Source organism: Paenibacillus sp. (assembly GCF_048976745.1).
GTDB lineage: Bacteria > Bacillota > Bacilli > Paenibacillales > Paenibacillaceae > Paenibacillus.
Genome location: NZ_JBHGUU010000006.1, coordinates 1,640,197 through 1,666,253 on the forward strand (window position 1 = coordinate 1,640,197; position 26,057 = coordinate 1,666,253).

Sequence of the window (26,057 nt, forward strand, 5' to 3'; positions counted from 1 at the left end):
ATGCTAACTTACCAGCGCAGAGGTTCTTCTCCACGCCACAACACATATCGCTCCAGCTCACGAAGAGTTCCTGTACCGATCCCGTACTCGTCCATTTCTTTGGAATGAAGATCGAGCACATGCAGCATGCCACCATAGGTGCCAACTGCAAGTTTGGATTGTTCCGGCGATACGACGAGAGAATAGATGGTACTGCCCACAAAATGACGCCACACTTCCTTACCCTCGCCATTCACACAATACAGATAACCATATGCATCTCCAAGCACCATGCCTGCCTCTGTTTCAACCGCTGCATACACACGTGCATTTTCATTCATGATCGGCCAATCTTCCTTCGTTTCGTTACCTTGTATGTCTTCCAGCGGAACCTGTATCGTAACTCCGTTATAGAAATGACATGCGTTAAACCAGACGTTCTGGTTATCACTGGTGAATGCCGCGTAATGAGGATAGCTCGATTCCGGATAGAGGGAGTATGTCTTGTTCAGCTGGCGGTCCATCACCATATGATTACTCCCTTGGCTACCATATGCTAACCATCGACCATCCCGAGATACCGCTGCATGTCCCATGTCTAACTGTGTATCCTCTAGCTCATACTCTTCGATCTCAGCCAGATCGGGATGAAGCAAGGTCACCTGAGCTTGTGTGACGAGATATATCCCGTATCTTGAATGGATGAGTAGTGCTCTCCCTTCATCCATAGGTATAAGTCCTTCAAGTGTCCGTTCTGGATGCTCACAGTCCGCAAGTGATTCAATTCGAGGTAAGGACGACTGTATCCGGGCTTGAATATCTTCCCATCGATAGGTCGCTATCTCTTGTCCTTCCAACCTGCGATCCGGCTGACGAATAATACGAACCCCATCCGGTCCTGCAAGCGCATAGTCCAATCCGTCTGCTGAGCAACCTGCAAAAGTATATGGAGAGATCAACTGCCCTCCGTGCTGATCCATCGTATAGATCTGACCATTCTCCGTGAAGATACCCGTATTACATACACACGTCTCTTCGTTCAGATAACCTACAACATTGACAGCCTGCATGGAAGCCTGAAATGCCTCACTCAATGGCCACGTCGCTGCTGGCAGCTCACGTCGCAGCATCTCCAAGTCACCGTGGAGATTGGCCTGTCTCACCATATGGAATACTTCAGCACTCATTCCGCTTCTGGAGTCTCCCTCCAGCTCCGATTCATCTGGCTGCTCTCCCTGCATGCCTTTCCGTACAAATGCATTGACATCCCTTGCATAACGCTTGCCTTCATTACGCCATTTTTCCGCGATGTCCTCTTTTAACCAACCCATCATTTCCCTCCACTCTAACCCTATTCATATGCGGTACAATGATGTGCTTGCAAAAACAGACTGATATCATTATCTGTCGCCTCTTCAGCACCGTTTTTTTCTTCATAGAACAGGGCAACTTCTCTCCCATTTGCATAGTTAAAACGTACATATCCTCCCATCCACGCCATAAACAGCTTGCACATGTACTCATTCTCCAACACTGCGTCCCACTTAAATTCCGTTTTGCACATATCCGCCAGTGCTTTCATTGAACTTCCCTGTTCCGTCCCTGTAAAATGATAAAATGCATGCTTACGCAGCTCATTCCACGGTTCAAAATAAAGTGGCGTTATCGGTTTATCCTGATGGTAATACCCACAATAGATCCGGTCCAGCGTTTCGCCAAATTCAGTCTCAGAGCATGTCCATAAGGTGATATTTTCATCATGACGCGGTAGCCACAGCAGCCCCTCAACTTCAGGATGAACAGCAAGGAAATCTCCATCTACAGAACTGCCGATGGTGATGCACTGCGCAAGTTGATGCTGACTTATAGGCGATTCATCCGTATGTATCCAAAAATCATATTCAACAAAAGGTTTCAGCACTTCCGTGTCCGGTCTCTGAACATTCATCCACCCCGTGTATGTGCCTTCCCCGTATTGTTCAATCCAGGTACGGTATGACAAAGGTAGCGAGACGGCGTGCTGTTGTTCAAAGTGATCCAGTTCTTCTGCTGGAACCGGCTTAAGTGCACGGGATACGATATACATTTGTCGACATCTCCCATCTCAGTTTGGTTCATTCGTATACAGATCTAAGCCAGTTCTTCCTGTACAATGTCAGTCCATACCCCTTTACGATTCAGAATGCGAATGGCAAATGCATCATATCCATCACGTTTGACCTGATCAAAATCCATGCGCTCTCCCGTAATCAGTTCATACGTACCATGCTCATCTACATCTTCGCCAAACTCATCATCCCAAGGCACATTGTAGTAGGCCGTCAACTCTACCTCAAAGATATCCTCTCCTTCAACATCCAGATAAGGGCGAAGTGGTCTGTCATGTAGTGCTTCTTCCGAATAAGTTTCACATAACATGGCATCATATCCGTGCTTGGCGGCATCAATGAGCAGATAGCGCTCACCCGTGACCGTATGCTCCGCATATACAAGAAGTGGTGTCGAATCATGCCAGGTAATCAGATCATCTTCGGTTAAGTCACCATAATAAAAGATATGGAATTTATCATGACCATCACTCGTTTGAAGTTTGCCTTTCCACTCCACTTCATCGGATTTAATGTCTTCTTCCTTCCTAATTAATCCTTCCAGATAAGCAGGTCCGTGCTGTACACCATACGCATTCATCATCTCGCCTCCGATTTGTTCATTCGAATGGTAACCACTTTGTGTTCCTCATCCACCGTCAGTTTCACATCAATGTTAAGCTTGTCGCGAAATAACGCAGTAATATTGATATACGGATCGCGGGCAGCTTCGCTACTACCGCCACTATTACGGCTCATTCCCTGATGAATGATGGACTTCACCAATTCGTTATCCGCTTTGGCGGTATTATCGTAGGTGTAGATCACCTGCCCATCCTGATCATACAGATTTAAGACCGTTGTAAAGTCATTGGCGTTCTCATACTGTTTCTCGGTCTGCACATAGTTGTGGTCCGTATGTTGGTAGTTTACAGTACCGGCCAGATACGGATTATCCCCACCGGGCTTCACTTCATACTCCCGATAGGCCAGATTAAACAGATATTGGAGGTGACTCATGTCGATCCGGTAATAAAACTGACGGTTATCCTCTTGTTTATCCATCGCTGCAAAACTGTTAACAAGTGGCCAAGCCCCATAGGACTCGCCATTCACATCAACAGCGAGAGCATAGTCAGATAAGACTGTCTCTTTTTGAAATACACCAAATGTCTGTAAAATAAAATAAGCCGGAATCATCAACATACCCAGAATAATTGCAAAGATGCTAAGTTTAAATCGTCGTTTCATGTCTTCTCTCCCTTGCAGCTATAACGCTTCACTTCGCTTTTAGTCTCATCCAGTCTTGTGCTGAAGCTTCGACAGTGTACGCACAACCACATCCCTGTTCTTCGCATCCTTAATATAAGCCGGGATACTGTGTGAAGCTGTCTTTAAAGGCATATTCCCAGGTTTTTCACGCAGATCTGCGGAAACATAAGCGATGAGATAATTCAGATGCTCCCGATTCACAGCCCATATGATTTTCCCTCTGAACTCATCCAAAAAGTATAGCTCCAACCCGAATACAGGGTCTTTTCCTGCACGAATCTCGGAAAAACACCTTCCGTATATCGGCTTGGCATGTAATTCAACCTGATTAACAGAACCACAATAGGGACATTCCATTTGCGTTGCTCGGTGAGACGTCTTCTTCTCGCCTGTGACCTCCACGTTAAACCAACGTTCACATATAGCACAATTGCCTTTGGCGTTATATTGATACACCGGTTCTTCAAGAGCTTGAGCGTAACATTCGAAACATTTCCATCCCAGTTGATTGTTCCGTTGTTCAATAAATGCGTGTCCACCGCATTTTGGACATTTCACATCAACCCTATCGCCCCGACGAAGTACCGAATAGAAGCTGTACTTATACGCACTCTCATCTTCGAAACGTTTCATTCCGTATCCACCTTTCTCCTCAAACTACGACACACATAGGCTCAAGATGCTCAACATTTACCAATCCCATCTCTTTAAAATTATATGAAACTCCGTTCCTCAGCACAAGAATTGAAGGCAGATTGTTGGAATTGACACTAATATGACATACCAAGTGTGTGCCTCATCACACCGGTTCCTGCCTCTATAACGTAATCTATACCTGAATCACTACTGTAAAGAAAGAATACTTGCTTTTTAGATTGTGAAAAATATCACTTGAGTAAAGGTTGTGCAACTATGTTTTCCTTACTGAATGTATATAAATACTCTCTTATATTTGCCATCTTCACGGCCACACTGTCTCATTGCAGTTCTACCAATCAGGTTAAACCGGTTCACCATCATGAAGTTTTGCCTTCTGCTGTTAGCCAAGCACCGGTAGACCCGATCATTCGAAGAGAAGGTACCACGGTATATATTGAAATGACGGCTCAAGTTACCGATATCGAAATCTCCAACGGTGTGATCTACAACGCTTGGACATTTAATGGTACCGTACCTGGTCCCATTCTGCGTGTGACAGAAGGAGATACACTGGTGTTCACGTTAAAAAACAGAGATTCCAGCTTGCCTCACTCCATGGATTTTCACGCTGTACATACCGCTCCCAGCAGCAATTTTATTGATGTTATGCCAGGCGAGGAAGGCACATTCACCTATCCAACCTCGTCCCCTGGTGTATTCATGTATCACTGTGGAACCAAACCGGTCCTTGCCCATATCGCGAACGGGATGTACGGCATGATTATTGTGGAACCCAAGGCTGGGTACCCTTCTGATCATGTGGTTGATCGTGAGTATACCCTTGTTCAGAGTGAATGGTATAAGGAGCATGACTACGAAGCTTTTATGAACGGAGAACCGGATTATGTCGTATTTAACGGTAATGATTATGGATTGACCGAACACCCCCTGTTAGCCAAAGTAGGAGATACGGTGCGAATCTATGTCAGTAATGCGGGACCCAATGAAGTCTCATCCTTCCACGTTGTCGGTACAATTATGGACCGTGTATATACCGATGGGAATCCACGAAACATCCAGTATGGAATACAGACGGTTATGCTTCCCGCAAGTGGTGGAGCTGTCGTAGAGTTTACCGTGACCGAAGAAGGGGATTATGCGATTGTAACCCATCAGTTCAACCATGTCGCCAAAGGAGCTTCCGCTGTTCTCCGTGTGACCAAGGATGGCACGGATCACGGTGGAACCGCCATGTCTCACTGAGACATGACCATAGATAATGGTTATCCCCCCCCCATTCTGAAAAATTTCGAGGAGATGAAACGATGATCTGTGCGCACGAAGCGAAGGATGCCTGTTTCTCCAAAGTATCTCTGTTCCAGCATCTTGATCCATCCGAATCTGCATTGCTGATCTCCCTTCTGCATACCCGTGAATATAACAAAGGGGAAGTTGTCGTCCAAGAGGGCGAACGCTCAGATACGCTCTACGTGGTTCATCAGGGATGTGTGAAGTTATCCAAAACCAATGATAATGGCAAGGAACATATTATACGATTCCTGTTTCCCGGTGATTTCTTCGGACAAGATTCCCTGTTACACCAAAAATCACATGCTGCGAACGCTGAAGTTCTGGAACCTTCGGCCATCTGTTCCATCAACAAACATGACTTTGACCAGTTACTTGAACATGATCCGAAGCTTGCTTATCATTTCCTGCTTGCCATTTCCAATCTTCTGCGTGAAACCGATGAATGGAACAGCTCGCTCAGTATAATGACAACGGAACAGAAGATTGCCAAGCTGCTTTTGTTCTTCCACAATCGAAATCATGCAAAACACGAAATCCGCTTGCCTGTTTTCAAAAAAGATATGGCTCTGCTGCTTGGTATTACACCCGAAACACTTAGTCGCAAACTTGCCATGATGCAAACTCAGGGACTGCTTCAGGTTACAGGGAACTGCATTCTTATTCTTCAGCTGGAACAGCTCAGGGAAAGAATTGAACCGCCTGACCTGAGCTAATGACTGGGTAAGGAAGTTTGAGGTACGGAGGAAGCAGTTTTCGCCAAAAAAAAGAGTATCCGATCAGAAGCCTCTCTGTTCGGATACTCTTTCGTATGGTCAGGTCATTCATATATCCAACAACAGCGACACAAGCAATCCCATCGATGCAATCAAACCCACTACAGGTCCGCCCTCTTCAAAGGCTTCCGGCATCATCGTTGAGCAGATCATCGCAATGATTCCACCACCTGCAAATGCACCAATCGCTGCACCCATCTCCTCTGGAAGCTGTTCCAGAAACAGATATCCACCCAGTGCTGCAAGCGCGGAGATCAACAGTACACTCAGCCACATCAATATGATTTTGCCACGACTGTACTGGCCTTGTAGTCCAACCGTACTGGACAGACCCTCAGGGATGTTACTGACAAAGATCGATACTACCAAAACCACACTGACACCATTTCCGGCCAGCAAGCTGGCTCCAAGCATGATGGATTCCGGGATAGCATCCATTACCGTGCCCGCAAAGATTCCAAGCCCGCTTTGATTCGAGTCTCCCGACTTTGCCGAACGTTTACGCCCTGCCCCTCCCTTTGCAGAAACGAGCAGGTCAAACAGGGTATACACGACGGCACCCGCCGTAAATCCAATGGCTGTAGGTATAATTCCGCCATCATTCAGCGCATCTCCGAGAAGTTCAAAGGTCGCTGCACCAATTAATGTTCCTGTCCCAAAAGCCATGATCCAGCCAATGACTCGTTTGGGAATCTTCAGAAACAATGCTGCGAGAGCGCCAATGACTACAGCTGAGGCAGAGATGCCGCCCCACATGAATGCAGTCCACATCCGGGCCGACCCCTCTCTTGTTCAATCATATTCTATCCTTCCATTAACCCTGGTTGAGCAATCAAAAACAGTGATGTGGCTTTACGGTGATCTATATCACCTGATGTGTTCAAAAATCACGTTATGATAAAATGATGTCGTCGTTCAGCAATATGAACACAGAGAGGAGAGATTCTCATGAGTAGGGTCAACAAAGATACAACAGCGGAGTTTCTGCAACAGTTCCCCATCTTCCAGGACCTTAGCCCCGAGGAATTAAAGCAAGTCGAAGATATCGCCATTTCCAGAAGCATTCCGAAGAAATCAGTTATTTTCAGCGAAGGAAGCGAAAAGGAAGCTGTTTTTTTCATCCGTACCGGCATTGTAAAGGCCTATAAAACCGATGAAAACGGCCATGAACAGATCGTCTCTTTCCTCAAAACAGGAGATATGTTCCCACACACCGGCTTTTTTAACGCGCATCCATACCCGGCTACCGCAGAAGCCATAACCCCTACCGAACTATCGGCCATACCTGTCCGACTTTTCGAACGATTAATGCTGAGTACACCCTCCATTGCGATCAAAATTATGCGCGTGCTTGGTGATAAAATAAGAGAATTACAGGATAAGCTGCAGGTGCTCTCTGGTCAGGATGTACGTAACCGTGTGCTTTCCTTCCTCCTTATGCTCGCAGAGCAGCACGGACAGACACATGGAGATCAAGTGATCATCAACCTGCCCATGACACATCAGGAGTTTGCCAATTCCATCGGTACAACAAGGGAAACAGCAAATCGGCTTTTAAACCAGCTTACAAAAGAGAATTTGCTCGAAGTGGATCGCAACCGGATTATCATTCATGATTTGCAAGCTTTGAAGCAACAAAGGGATGGGTGATCACCCTGTACCCCTAATTATACTGTTTTCTCTCCCATACTCTTAAACTAAAATGTGTCTGCACACCAAATAAGGCGAGTCTATGACATTAAAGAAGGTGTGAGCAGGCTCACACAGCCCTATCCTCACGTTTTCTATAATCAAATTGTACCACCCACTATCCCTATTTGGAGGAAAGACACATGAACACCTATGCAGCTACCATTAATGCCACGGAGTATCCACCGCATTTGAAACACAAAGTTATTTTCGAAACGTTTGATCAGTTGCAACCGCAGGAATCCATGCTGCTCATTAACGATCACGATCCTAAGCCCCTTCGATTCCAGTTCCAGTCCACACATCCCGATGCCTTCAACTGGGAGTATATTGAGCAGGGTCCTACAACCTTCCAGGTCAAAATCAGCAAATTATAGATTGGAGCTGAACCGCTATGGCGCACGTTGAAATCATTGACGATACTACACTCCGCATCACGCTGCGGCTGGAAGACGCCACAACCATGGTTCAGATGGCACAGCGGGAACAAGCGGAATATGCGCAAGAGATTATCACCATTTACGAAAAAATGCCTGTATTCGAATACACTCATTTCTGTTTTTACGCCTATGACAGTGCAAGACTATTTGAGCGTGTGCTCGGCATGGATCCGAAAGCCTATCTGTCCTTCTCCCTCGATGCGCCGGAGTCATTCTTCTATGCGCTGTACGGTGGAATGGCGGCCCTGTATGAATCATCTCTACAGTTGGTACAGCAGGTGAATGTAGCCAGTGTAGGATCGGATGTGAATGCACATGTCTCCATCTGATGTTCATATTGTTGAATTGGATGTGCGTCCTCATCTGAGTAAAAAGCTGGAGCCGTTTCAGCTAATCATGGACACGGTCAGAGGCCTTCAGCATGAAGATGTGTTTGTACTACACGCTCCATTCAAACCAACACCACTGCTCGGTATTCTCAAGCTGAAGGGGTATTCCAGTACATCTGAACGCAGAAGTTCAGATCACTGGGTTACCACGTTTGTGCACAAAAAAAACAAAACGGGTGCAGCAGCTTGTTCTGCAGTGGTTTTATCTGGGTCGGAAGTTAATTCGGAACCCGATTCAGACGAAGAATCCGCTTCATGCCATGGACATCCGGAAGAACAAACTGTAGCCATTGAAAACACGGAACCTCCACAATCTCCCACCGTTATACTGGACAATCGCGGATTGGAACCACCACAACCCATGATCCGAACACTTGCCGCACTGGAGCGTTGCAAACCTGGGGAAATTGTGCTGATTCACAATGACCGTGTACCTGTTTTCCTGATTGAAGAGTTGAACAACCTCGGTTGCCTCTTTACGGTTGAGGATCAAGCCGATGGTACAGCCAAAGTGAGAATTGAAAAAGGGTAAGGAGGCAATAGCCATGTCCAGGTTGCCGTTTCTTTTTATCATCACGGGCATCTTTGGATTTGTAATGTATCATGCATTCTCCCTGCTCTCGCTGACAGGCTGGCTTGGTGATGAACTCAGAGGACCCGAAGGCTGGTTTCATGCCCATCTGTTTGTGCTCGGGTGGGCGACCATGCTGGCCATGGGTGCCGTTTATCAGTTGATACATGTTATTTTGCAATCCAATATTTACAGTCTGTTTCTCGGTTATTGTCATTATTTCTTGTTCAGTTTCGGTATTGTGGGGATGTTATACGGCTTCATCCGTGCAGATGTCATCTGGATTGCGGGTTCTGCTACACTCACGCTCTCTGGCATTCTGTTGTTTGGATGGAATATGGCCGTTACGCTCTTCCGTGCCTCACAGTGGAATCCAGTAACGATCAGTGCAGCTTGTTCCTGTCTTTATCTGGTTCTTACCGGGATTTCCGGTATGCTGATGGGTCTGAATTTTGCATTTGGTGATTGGAATGGTCTGCATGAACGCTTATTCGGTGCACATATCTGGATGGGTACACTCGGATGGTTTGGCATGTTAATTACCGGATTCAGTTACAAAATGCTGCCCATGTTCTACCTGTCCCATCATTATTCCAATCGATTGCAGAATGTGGTCCTCATTCTGTGGAATGCAGCTGTAATCACAGGCGTTGTCGCATTTCTGACTGGGTTCAAGGGAGGATTGCTCTGGTTCGCTCTTTTGCTTCTAACCGCAGCCCTTCTCTTCTATGTGTATCACTTGGAGCAAATTCAGGAGAAACGGCACAAAAGCAACCCGGGTCCGGGCATTAGCTGGTCTGTGTATGTAAGCCGTGCGTTGGCTGTATATGCAGTTGCCCTACTGATCTATTCCTCGCAAGGGACTGAACTGCTGCTTCATCCACGTGTTGTTCTGCTGTCTGGATGGGTATATCTCGGGGGCTGGGTGTCTCTCAACATACTTGGTTATGCCTCCAAAATCGTGCCTTTTCTATGGTGGACCCACAAATATGGCAAGCAGGCAGGCAGACCCGGAACACCATTGATGGCAGGTATGCTGAGTGAACAGTATGTCAATTGGGGTATGCTCGCCATGGTCGCTGGAAGCCTGTTGCTTGTCAGTGGAATTCTGATTAATCTGGCTGAGGTCATGATGGTTGGAGGGACGATCTTGTCTCTTGTCTCCATCGTTTATATAACAAATATTGCTCTGGTATTCAGACGTTAACATAAATAAGGTGGACTGGAGAGTGAACATGATGGAACAAACCACGCTTTTGCTAGAATGTCTCAAGGAAGTATATGATCCTGAATTAGGTGTTAATATCGTTGACCTGGGTCTGGTATATGAAGTACGGGAAGAACCTGAACGGGTACATGTACGGATGACACTGACAACACCAGGTTGTCCGTTACACGATACGATTGTTGGTGCGGTAAAATGGGTTTTGCAGGAAAATACGGATAAGACTGATATTGATGTACAAGTGGTATGGGAGCCACAATGGTCTCCCCAGCTGATGTCGAATGAGGCCAAGGAAATGTTGGGATACTTCTAATTAGAATGACAATAGACCGGATGAATGAACAAGTTGGCAGCAGAATACGAAAAAGCGTACTTCAGATCTGATGTTCTCAGACCCAGGTATGCTTTTTTTGTTTTGCGATAGGAACAGACACTTGATCAAGATATTCTTAAAAAAAACAAATAAGGAAACTCCAGAAAAGAGTTCCCCCATGTTAAGTACCGATCAGTGAATCATTTTATCGATTCCTTGATATTAGATGTCAGATGTCCTTTGCATAGGATGCTGCTGGCACTTTGTTTAACACCACGAACAAACGAACTTCCTGATCTCCTGTATTATGGAATGCAAACTCCACCTCACCGCCACAATGGATCACATCCTCTTGTTTCACCTCTTGTTCTTTTCCATCCAGAATAAGTGTGCCTGTGCCTTCGACCACCAGCAAAATAACGTCTGTGCCCGGATGTTTATGAACGGGAAGCTGCTGTCCTGGCAGAAAATGAAGGACAAAGGTCACCCCACCACCCTGTTGGAATAATACCCGTTTCGTAAAACGATCCTCGCTGAATGCTTTGACTTCTTGCAATGACGTAATACTCATGATTAATCTTCCTCCTCGATAATATAATCTGTGAATACATTCATCTTATCGCAAGAAAGCCCGCATTTCCTTGATCTGAATCAAGGAATGCAGGCAATGAACAGATCATGGTCGGTCCTTACGACCCTTTGTTTTTAAGATGGTTACACCATCATTTTGCGCAGAGAAGCGATATATCTCGAACGTATAACGATGAAATAAAACGTCTGTGCAAGTACAAAGGCACCAAATACAGTCAACACCGGCATCGTATAATTGGTAATACCGAATTCAGTAAGAAATGGCTTAACCACGACCAACGTTTCAATGAGAGCTACCCCGATCGGTAAAAAGAACAGAATGGCAATCTGAACGGTGGATGATCGTTTCATCTCTTGGAAACTGAGACCCATTTTCGAAAGAGAATGCACCATCTTTCCATCCGCTTCAAGATCGGTATGCAGTCTGAAATACAGAAAGCTTGCGGAAGAGATGGAGAAGATCAATCCGATAAATATGCCCAAGAAGGTAAATAGTGCTGTCCCCTGTCTAAATCTTTCAAAATCACCGTACCGCGTACTCAGATATCCGGAGTAATTCTCATCCGAAGCATTATCGCTTCGAATGGTATCTGCGAACGAAAGTAACTGATCGCTAACCATGGCTTCCGAGGAGTGCCGGTCAGGTACTGCATGACCCCAGGCAGGAATCTGATACAGAACTTTGCCAGATAACCTATTTTCATGGACCTGTTGTGTGATCTCTTCAAACTTCTCATCCGGGAGGACAACTACACCTGTTGAATAGATTAAGGTTGCAAACCTTGGCTCCACATCTGTAGCTGTAACTCTTGCTTGCATTGGGCCAGCTTCCAGATTCAAGGTCAATGTGTCTCCTTCCGAAAAATTGCGAAACCTGTTTCGATCGATCTGAGCCTGATCCTTCTCATTCCGGGAATCTACGAACAATGCTGAATTTGAATCCAATTGGAATGTCTCTTTTCCTAGAATTGTATTGAATCGGTTGTAGTGACTAAGCGGCATGACTGAGACAGCACTCTGATCTGCATCAGACCAGAAGTACTCCAGATACACTTGCTGATAATCCAAGCCTGCGGTTTCAAGTGCTGAATTAATAGCGCTCATATCCATTTGATCCGTAGGTGTGTACACATTGTACTGGATTGCAAAATCGTTATTGGTAAACTGCTCCCGGTTCTCTTGATCCAGTGACAAAATCACAACTGCACTCATCGAAGCAATCGCAATGACTACCGTCACCATAAAGAGCATGCGAGCATTATCCTTCATTTTGTAACTCATCTCTGAGATCCACAACAGACGAGTACCATGCCATACCGTTTTACGATTACGCTTTAATAAGTGGATGATGAGCACGGAAAGTTGGGAGTAGAAAAAATACGTCCCCGCGATGCCTGTCACTGCTGCGAGCAAGATCGTACCGCCGCTCAATTTACTGCGGAGTACTACAAATCCGATTGTAAGTAATGTCAGGCCCAGAAGTGAGAAGAACCACGAAGCTTTGGGTTCTTTTTTAGGTTTGCTGGTCCCTGTCAAAAGCTCTAACGTCCGTTTGTTTCCGATAAATATCAATGTGAAAAGTGAAATGCAGAAAAATAATAACAGAAATGCCCCGATCGTAATCAGAATCGCTTTCACCGGAAAATAAAAGGGCAGATCATCCATCCCGATAAAACGAGTGGTTAACATCAGAAACAGCTTCGACAACAACATGCCTCCGCCTATACCGGCAATGATGGACAAACAGCCGATCAACATGTTTTCCAAAATGACCAATTTCCGAATCTGTGCGGGCTCTGCACCAAGTATGGTCAGAATACCAAACTCTTTGTTCCGTGATTTGAGAAAAGCACTGATAGAATACATGACAAAGAAAAATGCAAACACATATACAATGATCGAAGCCACCTGCATCCCCGTAGCAGTTGTGTCACCCATCGGCAACTCTTTTACATATGGATGATAGATAAACACCGCATAAGCGAAGAAAATCATGACCATAAACACACTACTTAGAAAAAAAGCAATGTACGCTCGCCCATTCCGGCGAATATTGTTAAACGCGAACTGAGGAAAGCTCATGTGAATTCCCTCCCCAGAAGGATAAAGTATCGATGATTCGCTGGAAAAACGTCTGCCGATTATCTCCACGGTGTACCTCGGCTGCCAGTTTCCCGTCCTTGATGAATACAATTCGGTTGCAATAACTTGCCGCAAGCGGGTCATGTGTGACCAACATAATGGTCGTTTTCTCCTCCTGATTAATCTGTTCAAGCGACTCCATGACAGCCTGAGATGAAGTGGAATCCAACGCGCCGGTGGGTTCATCCGCCAATACAATTGAAGGCATATTGATCATGGATCTCGCAATGGCTGTGCGCTGTCGCTGACCGCCCGAGATTTCGTAGACTCGTTTATCCAGAATACGATCAATCCCCAGCTTGGTTGTAATACGATCAAGTCTGTTCTCCATCTCTTTCAGTTTGACCTTGTCCAATGTCAATGGGAGTACAATATTCTCTGCTACAGTCAGCGTGTCCAGCAGATTGAAATCCTGAAAGACAAATCCGAGTTCCCGACGCCGGAACATGGCAAGTTCTTTCTTTTTCATATCAAACGGATTCATGCCATTAATCAGCACCTTGCCTGAGCTGGGTTCATCAATGGTAGAGACCATGTTTAACAACGTTGTTTTGCCACTGCCCGACGGACCCATAATACCCACAAACTCACCTTGCTTGATTGTCAGATGAATATCACTAAGGGCTTGAGTCTGCACTTTGCCCTGATATACTTTGTTCAGTCCCGATACTTGTAACATTTCCATGTGTATTCCCCTCCTGATTCATCATTCTTTATTCGTCATTTCTAATCTTATCCTAACTGACCTCCTGTAAAGGTGCTATCGAATTACCTTAAACTTCCCTTACAGCCCGTTTAAGGTTCTGTTCCCCTGCTCCCCTATCCCACTTCTGTGCATGTAAAAAAGCACCTCACCCATATCATGGGCAAAGCGCTCTTTACTTCGGAACCTTCGTATGAACCCAACTGAATCTAACCAACGTTCCCTCATTCGGCTCCGAAAACAACTCTACACGGTTACCCAGACGTGCACTGATCTCACGGACCAGATATAACCCCATCCCTGTGGATTCGTGATATTGCCTGCCCCGTTCGCCTGTAAAATAAGGATTGAACACACGATGAATATCCTCCGACGAGATACCGATTCCCTCATCCTGAATGTCTAGAATTGTACACTCTTCCTGCTTATAGCCGGTAATGATGACTTTTTTGCCTGATTTGCTATCGGAATAGTTCACGGCATTTGTCAGGATCTGGGTGAACATGAACCGCAGCCACTTGGAATCACTGTAGATTTGAAGGTCCTCCTCCATCCGGATATCCGGCGTAACGCCTTTGCGTATAAACAAACGTCGGTTCTCTGCGATGCTACTCCGAAGTACCTCATGAAGAGACAGCAGCTCCACGCGAAAATCCCCTTCGAACTGTTCAAGCCGCGATGAATGTAAAACCATTTCAAGCCCTTTGCGCATTTTATCCAGCTCATCCTGAATACTGCCAGCCGTCTCATCTTCCACATCTTCCAAAGTCAGTTGGATAATAGACAACGGGGTCTTCATCTGATGAACCCAACGATTCATGAATACCACCTGCTGTTCCTTGCTAGCACGTAACTGATTTATCTCATTCTGACGATTACGCTCCAGTTCATGTAACAATTCCTGGATGGCCTCTGGCACAACCGAATCTCCAAGTGTTTGAAAAGACTCGTTTACCAACATACGTGGTTGTTGAAGTAGATGATAATATGCTCGTAGCTGGAAGTATCGTATGACCAGATAGACCATCAGCACCACGGTACTGATCAGCATGCCATAGAGGATAATTTTCAGCGGGCGACCTTCACCAGAAAGCCAATATACACACGGAACCAGTAACATCTGCAGCACATAAAATCCAGCTAACATCTGATGGTCTTTCAGGAAAAGTCTCATTTCCCTGTCCCCTGTGCGGATGAACCCAGATCCAACACGCGATAACCCGCTCCGCGAATCGTCTCCAAAATCTCTTCCGCACCCAGCTCCTTCAACTTCCGGCGAACGCGTGTAATATAGACATTCAACGTATTATCATCAATAAAATGCTGATCTTCCCACATCTGTTCAAGTAATTTTTCCCGGCTGACCACTCGCCCTGCCTTCGTCATCAGTGCTTCCACCAATATGGCTTCCTTCTGTGTCAGCTCTGTTGAGCGTTCGTCATATTCCAATACGAATCGTTCAGGGTAGAGGATCATGGAACCATTCTTCACTTTCACTTCCTGCTGCATGGCAGCATAAGAACCATAGGCTCTGCGCAGCTGACTGCGGACTTTGGCAAGAACGACTTCATATTGAAAAGGTTTTGTAATATAATCATCCGCCCCATGCTCCAACGCCATAATCTGATCCATACCACTGTCACGAGCAGATATGAATAAAATGGGACATATGGAATGTGTGCGTATCTGTCTGCACCAGTAGTAGCCATCGTATTGAGGCAAGTTCACATCCATCAGCACCAGATCCGGTGCCATCTTCACAAATTCATCCAGTACATGACGGAAATCATCTGTGACCTGTACCTCGAATCCATTTCGGGTCAGATAAGCCGCCAGCAATCCTGCAAGCTTGGCATCATCTTCAACCAACATTATCGACTGCATCGTTAACCCTCTTTCCGTTTCCTGACGTCAGTGTATCACATCTAGTTACCCATTTTAGTTGGAAACGGCTTGCAAATAAAGGGTCAGACCACAAGACGCCCCCTCTTCTCTGCCAAATCAATGATAGCTTCCACCCCTGAATTAAACTCCAGAAAGTCCTGCTCCACTCCATCGCTGAATATAACACCATCCTCTGGCATCTGGGATACAATGTGCAATGGTTGCTTTGAATGAATCTGCCCAAACACCAGATTGGCCGCAGTCGTCCGGCTTGGGAACGGTTCACGTACTGAAAAATATAAGAAGGGTGCATCCCAGTTAAAATGATTCAGGTCCTGCCTGCTTCCCTGAATGGATGCGGATGCTGCAGCAACCTCGGATTCGGAATTCATGTTCTGCCATGCTGCCGATCCAACAATTCCGGTGGCTCCGGCTAGCACACTTTTGAACCAGCCTGTTGATCCCATGCCTGTGGATACAATGATACCACTGGAGGATTGTTGTTCCGCGGATGTACCCAAACGAACTTCATAACGTGCCGATACATGTGTCTTCCGACCAATGAACAGATCGTTCACACCATATAGATACTGTCCATCATTGAGTTCTACTTTGGCAAGAGTGACTTCTTTCAAGGCTCGTTGTTTTCGAATGACATCAGGAACAATAAAGCTCAGATCCTCCACGGTAAAAGGTAATAACACGCCATCCCACCGCATCGGGTCCGGGTTCACACCAATGAGTGGCTGCTCGGTTACGTATTTGAGGGTATTGGCTACAAGCCCATCCTGTCCAACCACAACCACGATATCCTGCTCTCCAAAGATAAAATTGGGTACATGTTCCCGATCAATCGTCTGAACCCGTCCCAATTGTCCCAGTTGCTGCTGCGCCTGCTGCACAGATAACCGGTAACGACGGTCTTCCTCCATATAATCACTGAAGTCTGCGCCCAGACGTTCAATATAGAACTGAGCTTGCTGCACCGTGTTATATCGAACCACCAACTCTTCCAGTCTAGTCCGGCGCTTCACCAGAATCAGCTTGTGTTCACTCATCTCGCTCGACCTCCCTGATCTCTGACCGGCGCGGGAGACATCAATCCCTGCAACAGATCCGGCGAGATATTCAGCTGTCCGATCTTGCCTGCATTTTCAGCCAGTTCCTGGAACGCAAGTGCGATCAGCTTATCCGAATTCATGCCCATGTTTGCCATCGCTTGCAGTACATTTGGCTGTACGTTTTGCAATGAATTCATCACGGCAGCAATCTCATACGCTTTGGCATCCGCTTCCGCATTGTGATTGGCAATGGTTAACTCAATCAGTTGCTGCTTACGTTCCTCCATCGCCGTATTGAACTGAAGCTGTTCCTGCTCCATCTCATTTTGTTTCTGTTTTACCGAACGTTCTGCCTGCAATTGGGTCTCACGGATTTGCTGTTTCTTTGTCTCCACAGCAATTTCGGTGTTCAGTTCGTTCTCTTTCACTCTTCGTTCTTGTTCAATCGATGCATTGCGACGCACATACAGCGCTTCATCTGCCTGACGCAAGATCTCTTCCCGCGCTTGTGCTTCCAATGCGCGCATCGTCTCTTTATTGGGCAGAATGGCCAGGATGGATAGACTCATTAGTTCAACGCCGAGTTTCTCAAGTTCTTCACTTTGCACAACTTCGCGTTTCATGCTGCTTGCCAGCCGTTCACTGGATTGAATGGCCTCCTTCAACGGCATTTTCTCCAGATATTTCTTGGTTAGTACTTTCGCTGTGGTGATCACCCGTTGGTCCAGTTTTCCGGGGTCGTCGGAAATATACCGATTCTTGCGCAAATTGTACGTGTAATTCAGGCTTTGCGTTATTTTCAGATAATCCACAATGCGATAGCTTAGCTGCCCTTGCACAGTAACGGTCTGATAGTCCGCTGTAATCTCTTCGAACATGAATGGTACATCCACCGAGGACACGGGTAACACCACCACCGATGTGGTCGGTTCATAATAATAGAAGGATAATCCGACACCTTGACGTTGTACCTTACCATTTTTCACCTTCATGACATATTCACTGGGTTGAAACTTCGCGAATCGGAATCCAAACATGGCTCATTCCCCATTTCTTAATATTGTCGTTTTGATATTATCGAAATGATAACAAATGAAATTGATATTGTCAATACGACATTAACAAATTATTCATATGCCTATTTGGAGAAAGGAATGAAGTCTAGACCTCATTTTTTCCCGAAAAAAAATAAAGAGATCGAATCAGTTGATCCGATCTCTTTACCTGCTTCCTATTTTCTAATACAGCTGTTCCATCAGTCTGGCGACTGCAACAGCCCCTTGTGCACGGTTCGCTGTTTCTTTCGGAGCAAACGTGCCATCAGGCATGCCGTTCAGCAGTCCAAGTTGTTGCATTGAGGCTACGGCTCCTTTTGCATACCCGGCGATCTCGGCGTTATCTACAAATAAAGTATTTCCTTGTGCAGCATTGTTCCCATCCTGATCACGTTGCACAACCTTCAAAGCTCTGTTCAGCATAACGGCCATATCTTCTCGTGAAATACGTTCATTCGCTCCAAAGCTTCCATCCGCCCGGCCTTGAATAATGTTCATTTCAATGCCAAGTCTTACTGAGTCGGCATACCACTGCCCTTCCTTCACATCCGTTGGGAGCGAAATGGATGCATCGTACTGGCGTGTATCACCAATGCCTTTAATGATCATTTGCAAAAATTGTGCTCTGGTCAGTTCACCTTGCGGGGCAAAACGTGTTGCACTCATCCCCGTAATAATCCCTTTACCGTAGAGGTTCTGCACTTCTTGGAGAGCCCAATTGTGATTTTGCAGATCATGTAAAGGCACTTCAACTTCTGCAATAACATAACTGCCGGATTCCAACGGTTTGAACGCCATCGTTTTTGTCTTGTCATCGTACTTGGAGTACATAACAGGTTTCATTTCTCCACCTGGAGATATGGAATGTACGACCATAACTACATCATTCTGCTTAGGTTGCTCTACACTGGATAGAACAACTTCAACCGCTCTGTTTGTCCATTGCAATGGCTTATTGTTCATTAACAGATTCACATCAACAATCGCATGATTACCGATCGCTGCTTTTTGAGATGTGGACAGTGTATCTGTCGATCCTTTTGCTACTACGATGTCGAACGTTCCCGCAGTCTCCGCAATGGTTAGCGGGAGTGATTTCAGAGGAACACGAACGGTAGTCGGTCCTACGACTACATTTAGGGATTGCACTTCCTCGGAACGAACCCATGTTGCCAGTTGGCTTGCAGCCAATTGGAATGTGACTGTCTTGGCTGAATCAGGCACATCTGCGATCAGCTTCAGCGTACGATTTCCTGTATCCATGGACTTCAGTGCCTGAGTTAATTGGGATGCATCCGGACGAATCGAGTACTTGTCATCCCCGGTTGCTGTTCCTTTTACCGTTATTGAACCCTTCACTGGTCCAGTGCCAGATCCAACTGGCGGGGTTACAGCCGGATTTCCCGTCGAAGGAGCTGTTCCCGGGTTAGATGGTTGTGAAGGTACACTTGGTTGGGAGGGCTGACCAGGGTCAGGTGTAGTATCTTGACGCACAAGCTTGCTCACAGCATCTTGTAACGCTTGATCCGCTTTGCTTAGATCTTGCGTGGAAGATTCCACATCCACAATGAGCTCCTTCGCTTCAGAAAGCATCTTACTGAACACATTCCAGCTTGCAGTCGTGTATTCGGTTTGCTTTAATTTCTCAGCGGCATCTACAGTGGCTTGCAGTGCCGATTTATCCGCCGGGAACGTACCGTATGCTTCAAATTCCATGAATCCTACCCATGTGGGACCTGTTTTAATCGTTACCCGAATGTAACGTCCCTCCGTGCCTTCTGGAAGTACATGGCTAGGTGCGGTCGATACAACAACATCACTTGTGGTGTCCACTACTTTCACAAAATTTTGGTTATCATTGGACACTTCGATTGTATATTTGATGCCGCCACTCCACATCGACATTTCCAACTTGCGCAAGTTTGCGACTTGTCCCAAATCCACTTGCCACCAGCTGCGGATACTCTTATCTGTCCCCCATGAAGTGTTCGGATTGTTGTCAATCGCACCTTCAGGAGAGTTGGCTTGATTGCCTCCGGTCCCTGCACTGCTTGAAGCCGTTGCTGTTTTGCCCGTTGTTAAAGCCTCCAGAGAGACCAGACTAGTAAAGGCTTGTTTCAACGAACTTAGTGCTGAATTCACCTCAGACTGGACAACAGCATTATTATCTCGGACCTGAATCGCTGCCTGCAAAGATTGCTGCAATACAGACCAGCTCCGGCGTGTATAGGAAGATTCATTCTGTTGCTGCATTTGTTGAATGTACTGGTGCAGTTGTGTTTTGTCCACATTGGATAGACCTTGAATGGCATCATGCAAACGTTTAACCGCTGTATTCGCATCCGTCTGTGTTGCTCTTGGATCATTCAAGACCTGATCAGCGCCTTCCAGTGCTTTGGTCAATACCGCCCAAGTGGCCGCAGACCAGTCAGTCTGCTGATACGTACGCGCTTCCGCTAATTTGGCTCGTAGCTCGTCAAGTTGCGGTGGAATCACCTGCATTTGCTGCATCACATGTTCCAATCCTGTTGTTGCTGCATCTGTATCTGCTTGAGTCACCCCACCCGGCGTGTATGCCTGTTGGTATGTTGCATTCGCTGAGGAGATTGCTGGAGCCAGAGTACCCCAAGTTTCCGGAGTAAAATCAGTCTCGACCAGTGATTTGGCTCGTGTAAGTGCCGCAGCCAGTTGCTGTCGATCTGCGGGCAGAGTACCCAATCCACGTTTGTACACATCAAGGGACCATAACGCTCTGCCTTCATACGAATGCCCGCCGTTGGCCGGAAATTCATCGTAATCAAACATCGCCTGGTTCTCCCATGCATTCCCTTCGGATGCAATCCAGCCTACACCGGCCGGAATCCAAGCTGGCTCCCAGTAGAAGAACCCTGCGCCATGATTATTCGGCACGTTCGCAATCATGTCCATAATGCCCGCGATGGCATCATATTGACCTTGAACGGTTGCAGGGAAGTCTGCTCCCCCTACATGAAGCGCTTCGTCCGACCCAATGATGTTACCGTGTGCATCCCCGTTTTTATATGAAAATGGATACGATGTCTCGGCAATAATCACGTCTTTTTCGAATTTGTTAGATACTTCATTCATGGTCTTCTGCACATCGGCAAATGTCCCATGCCAGAACGGATAATAGGAAAGTCCGATGATATCGTACTTGAGTTCGCGTTTCTGCAGCTCGCTGAAATACCAGTCAAACGTATCCGCCTTGCCACCTTCAGCCAGATGGATCATGATCTTCACCTTATCCGCGTTATTGGTGACCTCTCCTTCTACTGCACGTACAGCATCAATTCCGCTTTTCAGCAATGCAACATTTTCGTTGAAATTCACGTCACTGCTCAAGCCGTTCAGAAGACCACTGTTGATCTCGTTACCAATCTGCACCATATCAGGCATGGCGCCCTCTGCTTTCATGTCTCCCACAACTTCAACCGTATAGTTGTATACTTCCTGCTTCAGCTCTTCAAAGGAAAGACCTTCCCAAGCTTTAGGACGAAGCTGCTGACCCGGATGAGCCCACTCATCCGAGTAGTGGAAGTCCAACAGGATCTTCATGCCTTTTTCTTTCACCCGTTTGGCCAAACGAATAACATCTTCTTTATCGTTGTAGCCCCCTGATTTCTGTGGATCATTCCACAGACGAAGACGTACATAATTGACACCGCGATCCTTGAGAATATCAAGTAAATCACGCTCTGTACCGTTGCTGTCCACGTATTTTCCGCCTTTGTCCTCAATGGCAGTCAACGTGGATATATCGACACCTCTAACATAGTCTTCACGATATCCCTCAACGATTACCTTGGCTTCAGGCCGAGGCTCTGGAGGCGCACCATATACTGTCCCTGTTACCGTAAAGTTTCCCGCAGAAGCGTATTCCAAAGGGTCGATAGTATCCCATGTCACAGGCACCATTCCTGATTTTTCATTCCCATACCATGCCTTTACCTGGTTTGGCAGAACTGGCGCACTTCTTGTTACGGTTTTCACTTCGACTGGATCATATTCCGTAATGTTAGCCGGTTCAGTGCCTTCTGCTTCTCCCCATACTTTGAACTCCAATATTTCCGGCCAGACGCCTTCACCCTTGAAAAAGGAAATGTTCAGTCTGATGTATCGTACACCTTTCTGCTCGAAAGACAGATCCGCGATCTGTTCAGGATCGGCATTTTCACTTTGATCAACAACTTTGGTCCATGCCTGCTGGTCAGCAGACGTTTCTACCATATATTTTACAACCGTGTTTTCTCTCCAAGTTATTTCCGCTCCGGACAGATTGTAGTCTTGACCCAGATCAATCATGGCCCACTGTGGTTGTTCCGTTGTCACTCCAGCTGTAGCAGCCCAATGCGTATCACCTTTGCCATCAACCAAATGGTCTTTGTTACTTCCCCACTCCAAATATTCTGTGCTTACCGTAACCGCCTTGTTATGTGCCACGTTCACTTTTGTCTCTTCCGCAGCCGCTGGACGAACCATTAAGCCCAGATCACAGAACAGCATCAGTAACACCAAACACCCGCTTATGTACCTTTTGTTCACTCTTGATCTCCCCCTTTTTGTGTTTGATTGTGCATGGATCAATGAATGTGATGAACCCTCCTCATTGTAAGCGCTTAATAGTGATAGGCGACACGGCATAATCCAAAGGAAACAGCAGTTATTTTAACAATATGATCCTGTGACAGTTACATTTGAGCTATATTAATCACACTATTTTGCAAAAGAAACAAAAAAATCTGTCCGTCCACCGGAAGGCAGAAACGAACAGATTTTCAGGTATATGATCATTGTTACACTTAACTTATTTGGTGAGTTTCAATTCAAGTTGTACTTGGATATCATTTTCGGTCGAGAGCACAACCGAGTGCGGATTTTTCATTCCGAAATCTTCAAACGTTACCATCGATGTCGCCGACAACAATACTTCATTATTCTCATAAGCAGCTTTTGCATCAAAAGTTACTTCTTTTTCAATGCCTTTAACCGTAATGGTACCATTCATTTTGATATCAACCGTTTGACCGACAGGCCATTCCGCAGGCACCCCTTCAAATGAAGTCGCTGTAAATGTTGCCTGTGGATATGTCGCTATGTCGAAGAAATCGGCTTGCTTCACGTGACCATCACGCTGTCCATTTCCGGAATCAATTCCGTCCATCTCAATCTGTCCATCTGCTTTCATCTGAGAAGCATCGTCTACATTAATTGTCCAATTCCCTGTTACCTGCTCGTCTACAAAATTAACCGTCTCCTGTGAAGTAGTTACAGAAAAGTATACTTTGGAACCTTCACTGATGCTCCAGTCTCCGTTCAATTGCTCTGCTCCCGCAGTTTCATTAGCGACAACCGCACCTGTACTATCTACTGAGGTTGTGGAAGTCGCTGTGCTGGCAGGAAGCACCTGCTCAATCTCAACATTGTTCCCCAAGTAACTATTGGCGAGATAGTAACCACCGCCACCAATTACGGCAACCGCCGCCACACCTGTAATAAGCCATGCTTTTGCTTTCTTGTTCATCTGTATGTTTCCTCCAGTATATTATTGTTTAGGTTGCTTGTTGGAGTGAATCATATCAATTGAATGTGTCAGGAAGAAGTCAAGATAAGACAAGTCCCATATTTTTTTCAAATCCGCAATACAGGATTGGCTTTACGCTCTTGCTCATGTAAAATCAGTACAAGTTTACTAAGCGAAAGGAGAACGCTTTTCTTGAAATCCATACTTATCGTCGAGGATGAGCAAGCTATTGCACGAGTACTGGCTGCTTATCTGAGAAAAGCAGAATTTGAAGTTCATCATGCAGCAGATGGACCGACTGCACTTACCCTTTTTGATACCGTAACGCCTTCCCTGGTATTACTTGATGTGATGCTGCCAGGAATGGACGGATGGGATCTGCTGCGGATTATTCGTGAAAAAAGTGCTTGTCCCGTGATCATGCTAACCGCACTGGATGACATTTCAGACCGCCTCAACGGATTAAATGCCGGTGCGGACGATTATATGAGCAAACCTTTTGTACCGGAAGAAGTGGTCGCCAGAGTGAATGCGGTGTTGCGCCGTAATCCACATTGGACTTCAGGTGGTGAAGAGAAACGTTCCTTTGGAAATCTCGTCATTGATCTTGCTGCCAAGCAGGTGCTCCTGAACGGTGCAGAGGTTGCACTCACACCTCGTGACCTGTCGTTACTGTTCTTCCTCTCCGATTATCCGAATCGTACATTTACCAGGGATCATCTTATTGAACAGGTATGGGGGATGGACTATGATGGCAGTGACCGTGCTGTGGACCTATCGATTAAACGACTACGTCAAGCCCTCTCCCACTGGTCGCCAGAGACGGGAGAGATTCGGACGTTGCGAGGAATGGGGTATCAATTTTGGATCGCAAACTGAAACAGAAGAAACCCAAACGAACGATATCCATTCTGTCACATTGGACACTGCGATATTTTCTGATTTTGTGCATTGGTTTCACGATTATTGTGGCAGGTGCACTCTACTGGATTCGTACAACCTCCATTGAGAAAAGTCTCAAAACCGCAGAACTGCTTGGTCTTGAGATTGCCGATCATGTGACCAGTGAAAATAATATGCTTCGGGTTCCACCCGATCTGGACAGACTGGTAACCAAGCGAGAGAAACTATTTAATACAGATCATTATTTTTGTGTCATGATCCTGGACAACAACAATCAGTTGATTTTTTCCCAGCCTAAAATGGAGCAAAAAGATGTGCATTATCGTTTGTCTGACGACTATCTTGAACCGCGAAACAACAAATATGCAGGTGTAACGGTCAACATATCCGAGGGTGATCAAACCTTGGGTAAAGTGTGGGTTATGCAGTCCAAACAATCCATTACATTTGGTCCAGAGACCATATGGCTCGTGGCTCTAATTCTTGGTGGACTAATCCTCTGTGGATGGTTTACCATCTATCTCCTGTCCAATAAGTTATCCAGACCTATTCGTCAGGTCGCCTATGCCGCTGAACAGATCCGTGGTGGCAATTATGATGTGAGCCTTGACTTGAATACACGAGAGCGTGAGATCAATGAACTTGTCAATTCATTCCGAGATATGGCGACTCGTCTCCGTCAACTCGAAGAATGGCGTACACTTTCGCTGGCAGGGGTCAGTCATGAACTCAAGACACCGGTAACTTCCATCAAGGGGCTCGTTATGGCAGTACGTGACGATGTCGTGAGTCCACAGGAAGGGAAAGAATTTTTGGATATCGCTTTGAAGGAATCTGAACGTATGGAGCGTATGGTCGCAGATTTGCTTGACTATAACGCCATGGCTGCAGGAAGTGTTGCCGTTCGCAAGGAACGGACGGATCTGAAGCTGTTGGTCGGTGAGATTATCTATCAGTGGAAGATTGCCTACGAGGATAAAATGCCAGAGGTTCAGCTGCACGCCCCTCCAAATACGTTTTTCACTATGGGGGATGCTCTCCGCATTCAGCAGATCATTGTTAATTTGCTCAATAACGCACTTCATGCCACAGCTCCTGAACAAAAGGCTGTCTTCGATATTTATCTACACGCAGAAGAACAGATGCTGTACGTTGATGTCAAGGACAACGGCACAGGGATAGCAGCCGAAGACCAACCCAAAATTTTCGAACGCTTCTATCGTGGAGAACTCAAGAAACGTCGTAACCGCGGCCTGGGTCTAGGATTAACATATAGTCGGCTACTCGCTCAGGAACAAGGCGGTGAACTGACACTTGTCTCCAGCAGCCCGGAAGGCAGCATGTTCAGATTAAGCCTGCCACGCTGGACTGCAACACAAGAAGCCCTCAATACTGAAAAAGCATACAGAGCAGCCGTTAAAGCATAACGCAACACGCTAAAATGCAAATAGCCTAGCGCTCCACTATTGGAGACTGGGCTATTTGTCA

General features: G+C 46.2%; 25 protein-coding genes. 10 read left to right on the plus strand and 15 right to left on the minus strand.

What is annotated here, in order from left to right; all coding sequences use genetic code 11:
• Window positions 1-8: 8 nt before the first annotated feature.
• From ACE3K2_RS13865 to ACE3K2_RS13885, 5 genes are read right to left on the minus strand one after another with little or no spacing between them, the layout of a single operon-like run.
• A complete protein-coding gene (locus ACE3K2_RS13865) occupies window positions 9-1,313 on the minus strand; it encodes a hypothetical protein (protein WP_421890917.1) in 1,305 nt (434 codons plus the stop codon).
• A gap of 17 nt (window positions 1,314-1,330) precedes the next feature.
• The gene (locus ACE3K2_RS13870) at window positions 1,331-2,065 is read right to left on the minus strand and encodes a hypothetical protein (RefSeq protein ID WP_421890919.1); all 735 of its coding nucleotides are present in this window, start codon (window positions 2,063-2,065) and stop codon (window positions 1,331-1,333) included.
• Between the two features lie 44 nt (window positions 2,066-2,109).
• Window positions 2,110-2,670: a hypothetical protein gene (locus ACE3K2_RS13875; protein ID WP_421890921.1), complete on the minus strand. Its 561-nt coding sequence runs from the start codon at window positions 2,668-2,670 to the stop codon at window positions 2,110-2,112.
• Window positions 2,667-3,317: a hypothetical protein gene (locus tag ACE3K2_RS13880; protein WP_421890924.1), complete on the minus strand. Its 651-nt coding sequence runs from the start codon at window positions 3,315-3,317 to the stop codon at window positions 2,667-2,669. The genes ACE3K2_RS13875 and ACE3K2_RS13880 overlap by 4 nt, the downstream gene beginning before the upstream one ends.
• A gap of 45 nt (window positions 3,318-3,362) precedes the next feature.
• Window positions 3,363-3,971, minus strand: coding sequence for a hypothetical protein (locus ACE3K2_RS13885; protein ID WP_421890927.1), 609 nt, complete (start codon window positions 3,969-3,971; stop codon window positions 3,363-3,365).
• 279 nt (window positions 3,972-4,250) lie between these two features.
• On the opposite strand from ACE3K2_RS13885, the gene ACE3K2_RS13890 reads away from it, so the two are divergent.
• Both ACE3K2_RS13890 and ACE3K2_RS13895 read left to right on the plus strand, forming a co-directional pair.
• The gene (locus ACE3K2_RS13890) at window positions 4,251-5,240 is read left to right on the plus strand and encodes a multicopper oxidase domain-containing protein (RefSeq protein WP_421890930.1); all 990 of its coding nucleotides are present in this window, start codon (window positions 4,251-4,253) and stop codon (window positions 5,238-5,240) included.
• 62 nt (window positions 5,241-5,302) lie between these two features.
• Complete coding sequence (locus tag ACE3K2_RS13895; RefSeq protein ID WP_421890933.1) at window positions 5,303-6,001, plus strand: Crp/Fnr family transcriptional regulator; 699 nt, start codon at window positions 5,303-5,305, stop codon at window positions 5,999-6,001.
• Window positions 6,002-6,109: 108 nt separating this feature from the next.
• Here ACE3K2_RS13895 and ACE3K2_RS13900 read toward each other — a convergent pair whose 3' ends face one another.
• Window positions 6,110-6,832 carry a ZIP family metal transporter gene (locus ACE3K2_RS13900; RefSeq protein WP_421890936.1) on the minus strand — a complete coding sequence of 241 codons (723 nt, stop codon included), beginning with the start codon at window positions 6,830-6,832 and terminating at the stop codon, window positions 6,110-6,112.
• Window positions 6,833-7,009: 177 nt separating this feature from the next.
• Between ACE3K2_RS13900 and ACE3K2_RS13905 the strand changes: the two genes are divergently transcribed.
• The 6 genes from ACE3K2_RS13905 (at window position 7,010) to ACE3K2_RS13930 (ending at window position 10,688) form a co-directional block, all read left to right on the plus strand.
• Window positions 7,010-7,711, plus strand: a complete 702-nt coding sequence (locus ACE3K2_RS13905; RefSeq protein WP_421890939.1) for a Crp/Fnr family transcriptional regulator — start codon at window positions 7,010-7,012, stop codon at window positions 7,709-7,711.
• 182 nt (window positions 7,712-7,893) lie between these two features.
• On the plus strand, window positions 7,894-8,127 hold the full coding sequence (locus ACE3K2_RS13910; RefSeq protein ID WP_421890942.1) for a DUF2249 domain-containing protein: 234 nt from the start codon (window positions 7,894-7,896) through the stop codon (window positions 8,125-8,127).
• A 17-nt stretch (window positions 8,128-8,144) separates the two neighbouring features.
• The gene (locus ACE3K2_RS13915) at window positions 8,145-8,519 is read left to right on the plus strand and encodes a hypothetical protein (RefSeq protein ID WP_421890944.1); all 375 of its coding nucleotides are present in this window, start codon (window positions 8,145-8,147) and stop codon (window positions 8,517-8,519) included.
• Entirely contained in the window at window positions 8,506-9,111 is a 606-nt protein-coding gene (locus ACE3K2_RS13920) for a DUF2249 domain-containing protein (protein WP_421890946.1), read from the plus strand. Before ACE3K2_RS13915 ends, ACE3K2_RS13920 begins: the two co-directional genes overlap by 14 nt.
• 13 nt (window positions 9,112-9,124) lie before the next feature.
• A complete protein-coding gene (locus tag ACE3K2_RS13925; RefSeq protein WP_421890949.1) occupies window positions 9,125-10,357 on the plus strand; it encodes a hypothetical protein in 1,233 nt (410 codons plus the stop codon).
• Window positions 10,358-10,388: 31 nt separating this feature from the next.
• A complete protein-coding gene (locus tag ACE3K2_RS13930; protein ID WP_421891243.1) occupies window positions 10,389-10,688 on the plus strand; it encodes a metal-sulfur cluster assembly factor in 300 nt (99 codons plus the stop codon).
• Window positions 10,689-10,917: 229 nt separating this feature from the next.
• Here ACE3K2_RS13930 and ACE3K2_RS13935 read toward each other — a convergent pair whose 3' ends face one another.
• From ACE3K2_RS13935 to ACE3K2_RS13975, 9 genes are all read right to left on the minus strand, one after another.
• A complete protein-coding gene (locus ACE3K2_RS13935) occupies window positions 10,918-11,259 on the minus strand; it encodes a cupin domain-containing protein (RefSeq protein ID WP_421890951.1) in 342 nt (113 codons plus the stop codon).
• A gap of 143 nt (window positions 11,260-11,402) precedes the next feature.
• Window positions 11,403-13,361 (minus strand): ABC transporter permease, encoded by a 1,959-nt coding sequence (locus tag ACE3K2_RS13940; protein ID WP_421890954.1) that lies wholly within the window; start codon window positions 13,359-13,361, stop codon window positions 11,403-11,405.
• A complete protein-coding gene (locus tag ACE3K2_RS13945) occupies window positions 13,336-14,106 on the minus strand; it encodes an ABC transporter ATP-binding protein (RefSeq protein ID WP_421890957.1) in 771 nt (256 codons plus the stop codon). Before ACE3K2_RS13945 ends, ACE3K2_RS13940 begins: the two co-directional genes overlap by 26 nt.
• Before the next feature lie 193 nt (window positions 14,107-14,299).
• Window positions 14,300-15,298, minus strand: coding sequence for a sensor histidine kinase (locus ACE3K2_RS13950; protein WP_421890960.1), 999 nt, complete (start codon window positions 15,296-15,298; stop codon window positions 14,300-14,302).
• Window positions 15,295-16,008: a response regulator transcription factor gene (locus tag ACE3K2_RS13955; RefSeq protein ID WP_421890963.1), complete on the minus strand. Its 714-nt coding sequence runs from the start codon at window positions 16,006-16,008 to the stop codon at window positions 15,295-15,297. Before ACE3K2_RS13955 ends, ACE3K2_RS13950 begins: the two co-directional genes overlap by 4 nt.
• A gap of 83 nt (window positions 16,009-16,091) precedes the next feature.
• Complete coding sequence (locus ACE3K2_RS13960) at window positions 16,092-17,066, minus strand: sugar kinase (protein ID WP_421890966.1); 975 nt, start codon at window positions 17,064-17,066, stop codon at window positions 16,092-16,094.
• A complete protein-coding gene (locus tag ACE3K2_RS13965) occupies window positions 17,063-18,106 on the minus strand; it encodes an SPFH domain-containing protein (protein ID WP_421890969.1) in 1,044 nt (347 codons plus the stop codon). Before ACE3K2_RS13965 ends, ACE3K2_RS13960 begins: the two co-directional genes overlap by 4 nt.
• Window positions 18,107-18,307: 201 nt before the next feature.
• Window positions 18,308-22,687, minus strand: coding sequence for a glycosyl hydrolase 53 family protein (locus ACE3K2_RS13970; protein ID WP_421890972.1), 4,380 nt, complete (start codon window positions 22,685-22,687; stop codon window positions 18,308-18,310).
• A gap of 262 nt (window positions 22,688-22,949) precedes the next feature.
• A complete protein-coding gene (locus tag ACE3K2_RS13975) occupies window positions 22,950-23,666 on the minus strand; it encodes a YceI family protein (RefSeq protein ID WP_421890975.1) in 717 nt (238 codons plus the stop codon).
• A 192-nt stretch (window positions 23,667-23,858) separates the two neighbouring features.
• Between ACE3K2_RS13975 and ACE3K2_RS13980 the strand changes: the two genes are divergently transcribed.
• Entirely contained in the window at window positions 23,859-24,545 is a 687-nt protein-coding gene (locus tag ACE3K2_RS13980; RefSeq protein WP_036613325.1) for a response regulator transcription factor, read from the plus strand.
• Window positions 24,530-25,996: a HAMP domain-containing sensor histidine kinase gene (locus ACE3K2_RS13985; RefSeq protein ID WP_421890978.1), complete on the plus strand. Its 1,467-nt coding sequence runs from the start codon at window positions 24,530-24,532 to the stop codon at window positions 25,994-25,996. The genes ACE3K2_RS13980 and ACE3K2_RS13985 overlap by 16 nt, the downstream gene beginning before the upstream one ends.
• Window positions 25,997-26,057: the final 61 nt, after the last annotated feature.

Coding starts and splice junctions, on each gene's coding strand:
- ACE3K2_RS13920 (WP_421890946.1), top strand. CDS start 8,506: ATGTCTCCATCTGATGTTCATATTGTTGAATTGGATGTGCGTCCTCAT.
- ACE3K2_RS13910 (WP_421890942.1), top strand. CDS start 7,894: ATGAACACCTATGCAGCTACCATTAATGCCACGGAGTATCCACCGCAT.
- ACE3K2_RS13865 (WP_421890917.1), bottom strand. CDS start 1,313: ATGATGGGTTGGTTAAAAGAGGACATCGCGGAAAAATGGCGTAATGAA.
- ACE3K2_RS13875 (WP_421890921.1), bottom strand. CDS start 2,670: ATGATGAATGCGTATGGTGTACAGCACGGACCTGCTTATCTGGAAGGA.
- ACE3K2_RS13955 (WP_421890963.1), bottom strand. CDS start 16,008: ATGCAGTCGATAATGTTGGTTGAAGATGATGCCAAGCTTGCAGGATTG.
- ACE3K2_RS13870 (WP_421890919.1), bottom strand. CDS start 2,065: ATGTATATCGTATCCCGTGCACTTAAGCCGGTTCCAGCAGAAGAACTG.
- ACE3K2_RS13880 (WP_421890924.1), bottom strand. CDS start 3,317: ATGAAACGACGATTTAAACTTAGCATCTTTGCAATTATTCTGGGTATG.
- ACE3K2_RS13900 (WP_421890936.1), bottom strand. CDS start 6,832: ATGTGGACTGCATTCATGTGGGGCGGCATCTCTGCCTCAGCTGTAGTC.
- ACE3K2_RS13890 (WP_421890930.1), top strand. CDS start 4,251: ATGTTTTCCTTACTGAATGTATATAAATACTCTCTTATATTTGCCATC.
- ACE3K2_RS13975 (WP_421890975.1), bottom strand. CDS start 23,666: ATGAACAAGAAAGCAAAAGCATGGCTTATTACAGGTGTGGCGGCGGTT.
- ACE3K2_RS13950 (WP_421890960.1), bottom strand. CDS start 15,298: ATGAGACTTTTCCTGAAAGACCATCAGATGTTAGCTGGATTTTATGTG.
- ACE3K2_RS13960 (WP_421890966.1), bottom strand. CDS start 17,066: ATGAGTGAACACAAGCTGATTCTGGTGAAGCGCCGGACTAGACTGGAA.
- ACE3K2_RS13915 (WP_421890944.1), top strand. CDS start 8,145: ATGGCGCACGTTGAAATCATTGACGATACTACACTCCGCATCACGCTG.
- ACE3K2_RS13905 (WP_421890939.1), top strand. CDS start 7,010: ATGAGTAGGGTCAACAAAGATACAACAGCGGAGTTTCTGCAACAGTTC.
- ACE3K2_RS13895 (WP_421890933.1), top strand. CDS start 5,303: ATGATCTGTGCGCACGAAGCGAAGGATGCCTGTTTCTCCAAAGTATCT.
- ACE3K2_RS13930 (WP_421891243.1), top strand. CDS start 10,389: ATGGAACAAACCACGCTTTTGCTAGAATGTCTCAAGGAAGTATATGAT.
- ACE3K2_RS13935 (WP_421890951.1), bottom strand. CDS start 11,259: ATGAGTATTACGTCATTGCAAGAAGTCAAAGCATTCAGCGAGGATCGT.
- ACE3K2_RS13940 (WP_421890954.1), bottom strand. CDS start 13,361: ATGAGCTTTCCTCAGTTCGCGTTTAACAATATTCGCCGGAATGGGCGA.
- ACE3K2_RS13925 (WP_421890949.1), top strand. CDS start 9,125: ATGTCCAGGTTGCCGTTTCTTTTTATCATCACGGGCATCTTTGGATTT.
- ACE3K2_RS13945 (WP_421890957.1), bottom strand. CDS start 14,106: ATGGAAATGTTACAAGTATCGGGACTGAACAAAGTATATCAGGGCAAA.
- ACE3K2_RS13885 (WP_421890927.1), bottom strand. CDS start 3,971: ATGAAACGTTTCGAAGATGAGAGTGCGTATAAGTACAGCTTCTATTCG.
- ACE3K2_RS13965 (WP_421890969.1), bottom strand. CDS start 18,106: ATGTTTGGATTCCGATTCGCGAAGTTTCAACCCAGTGAATATGTCATG.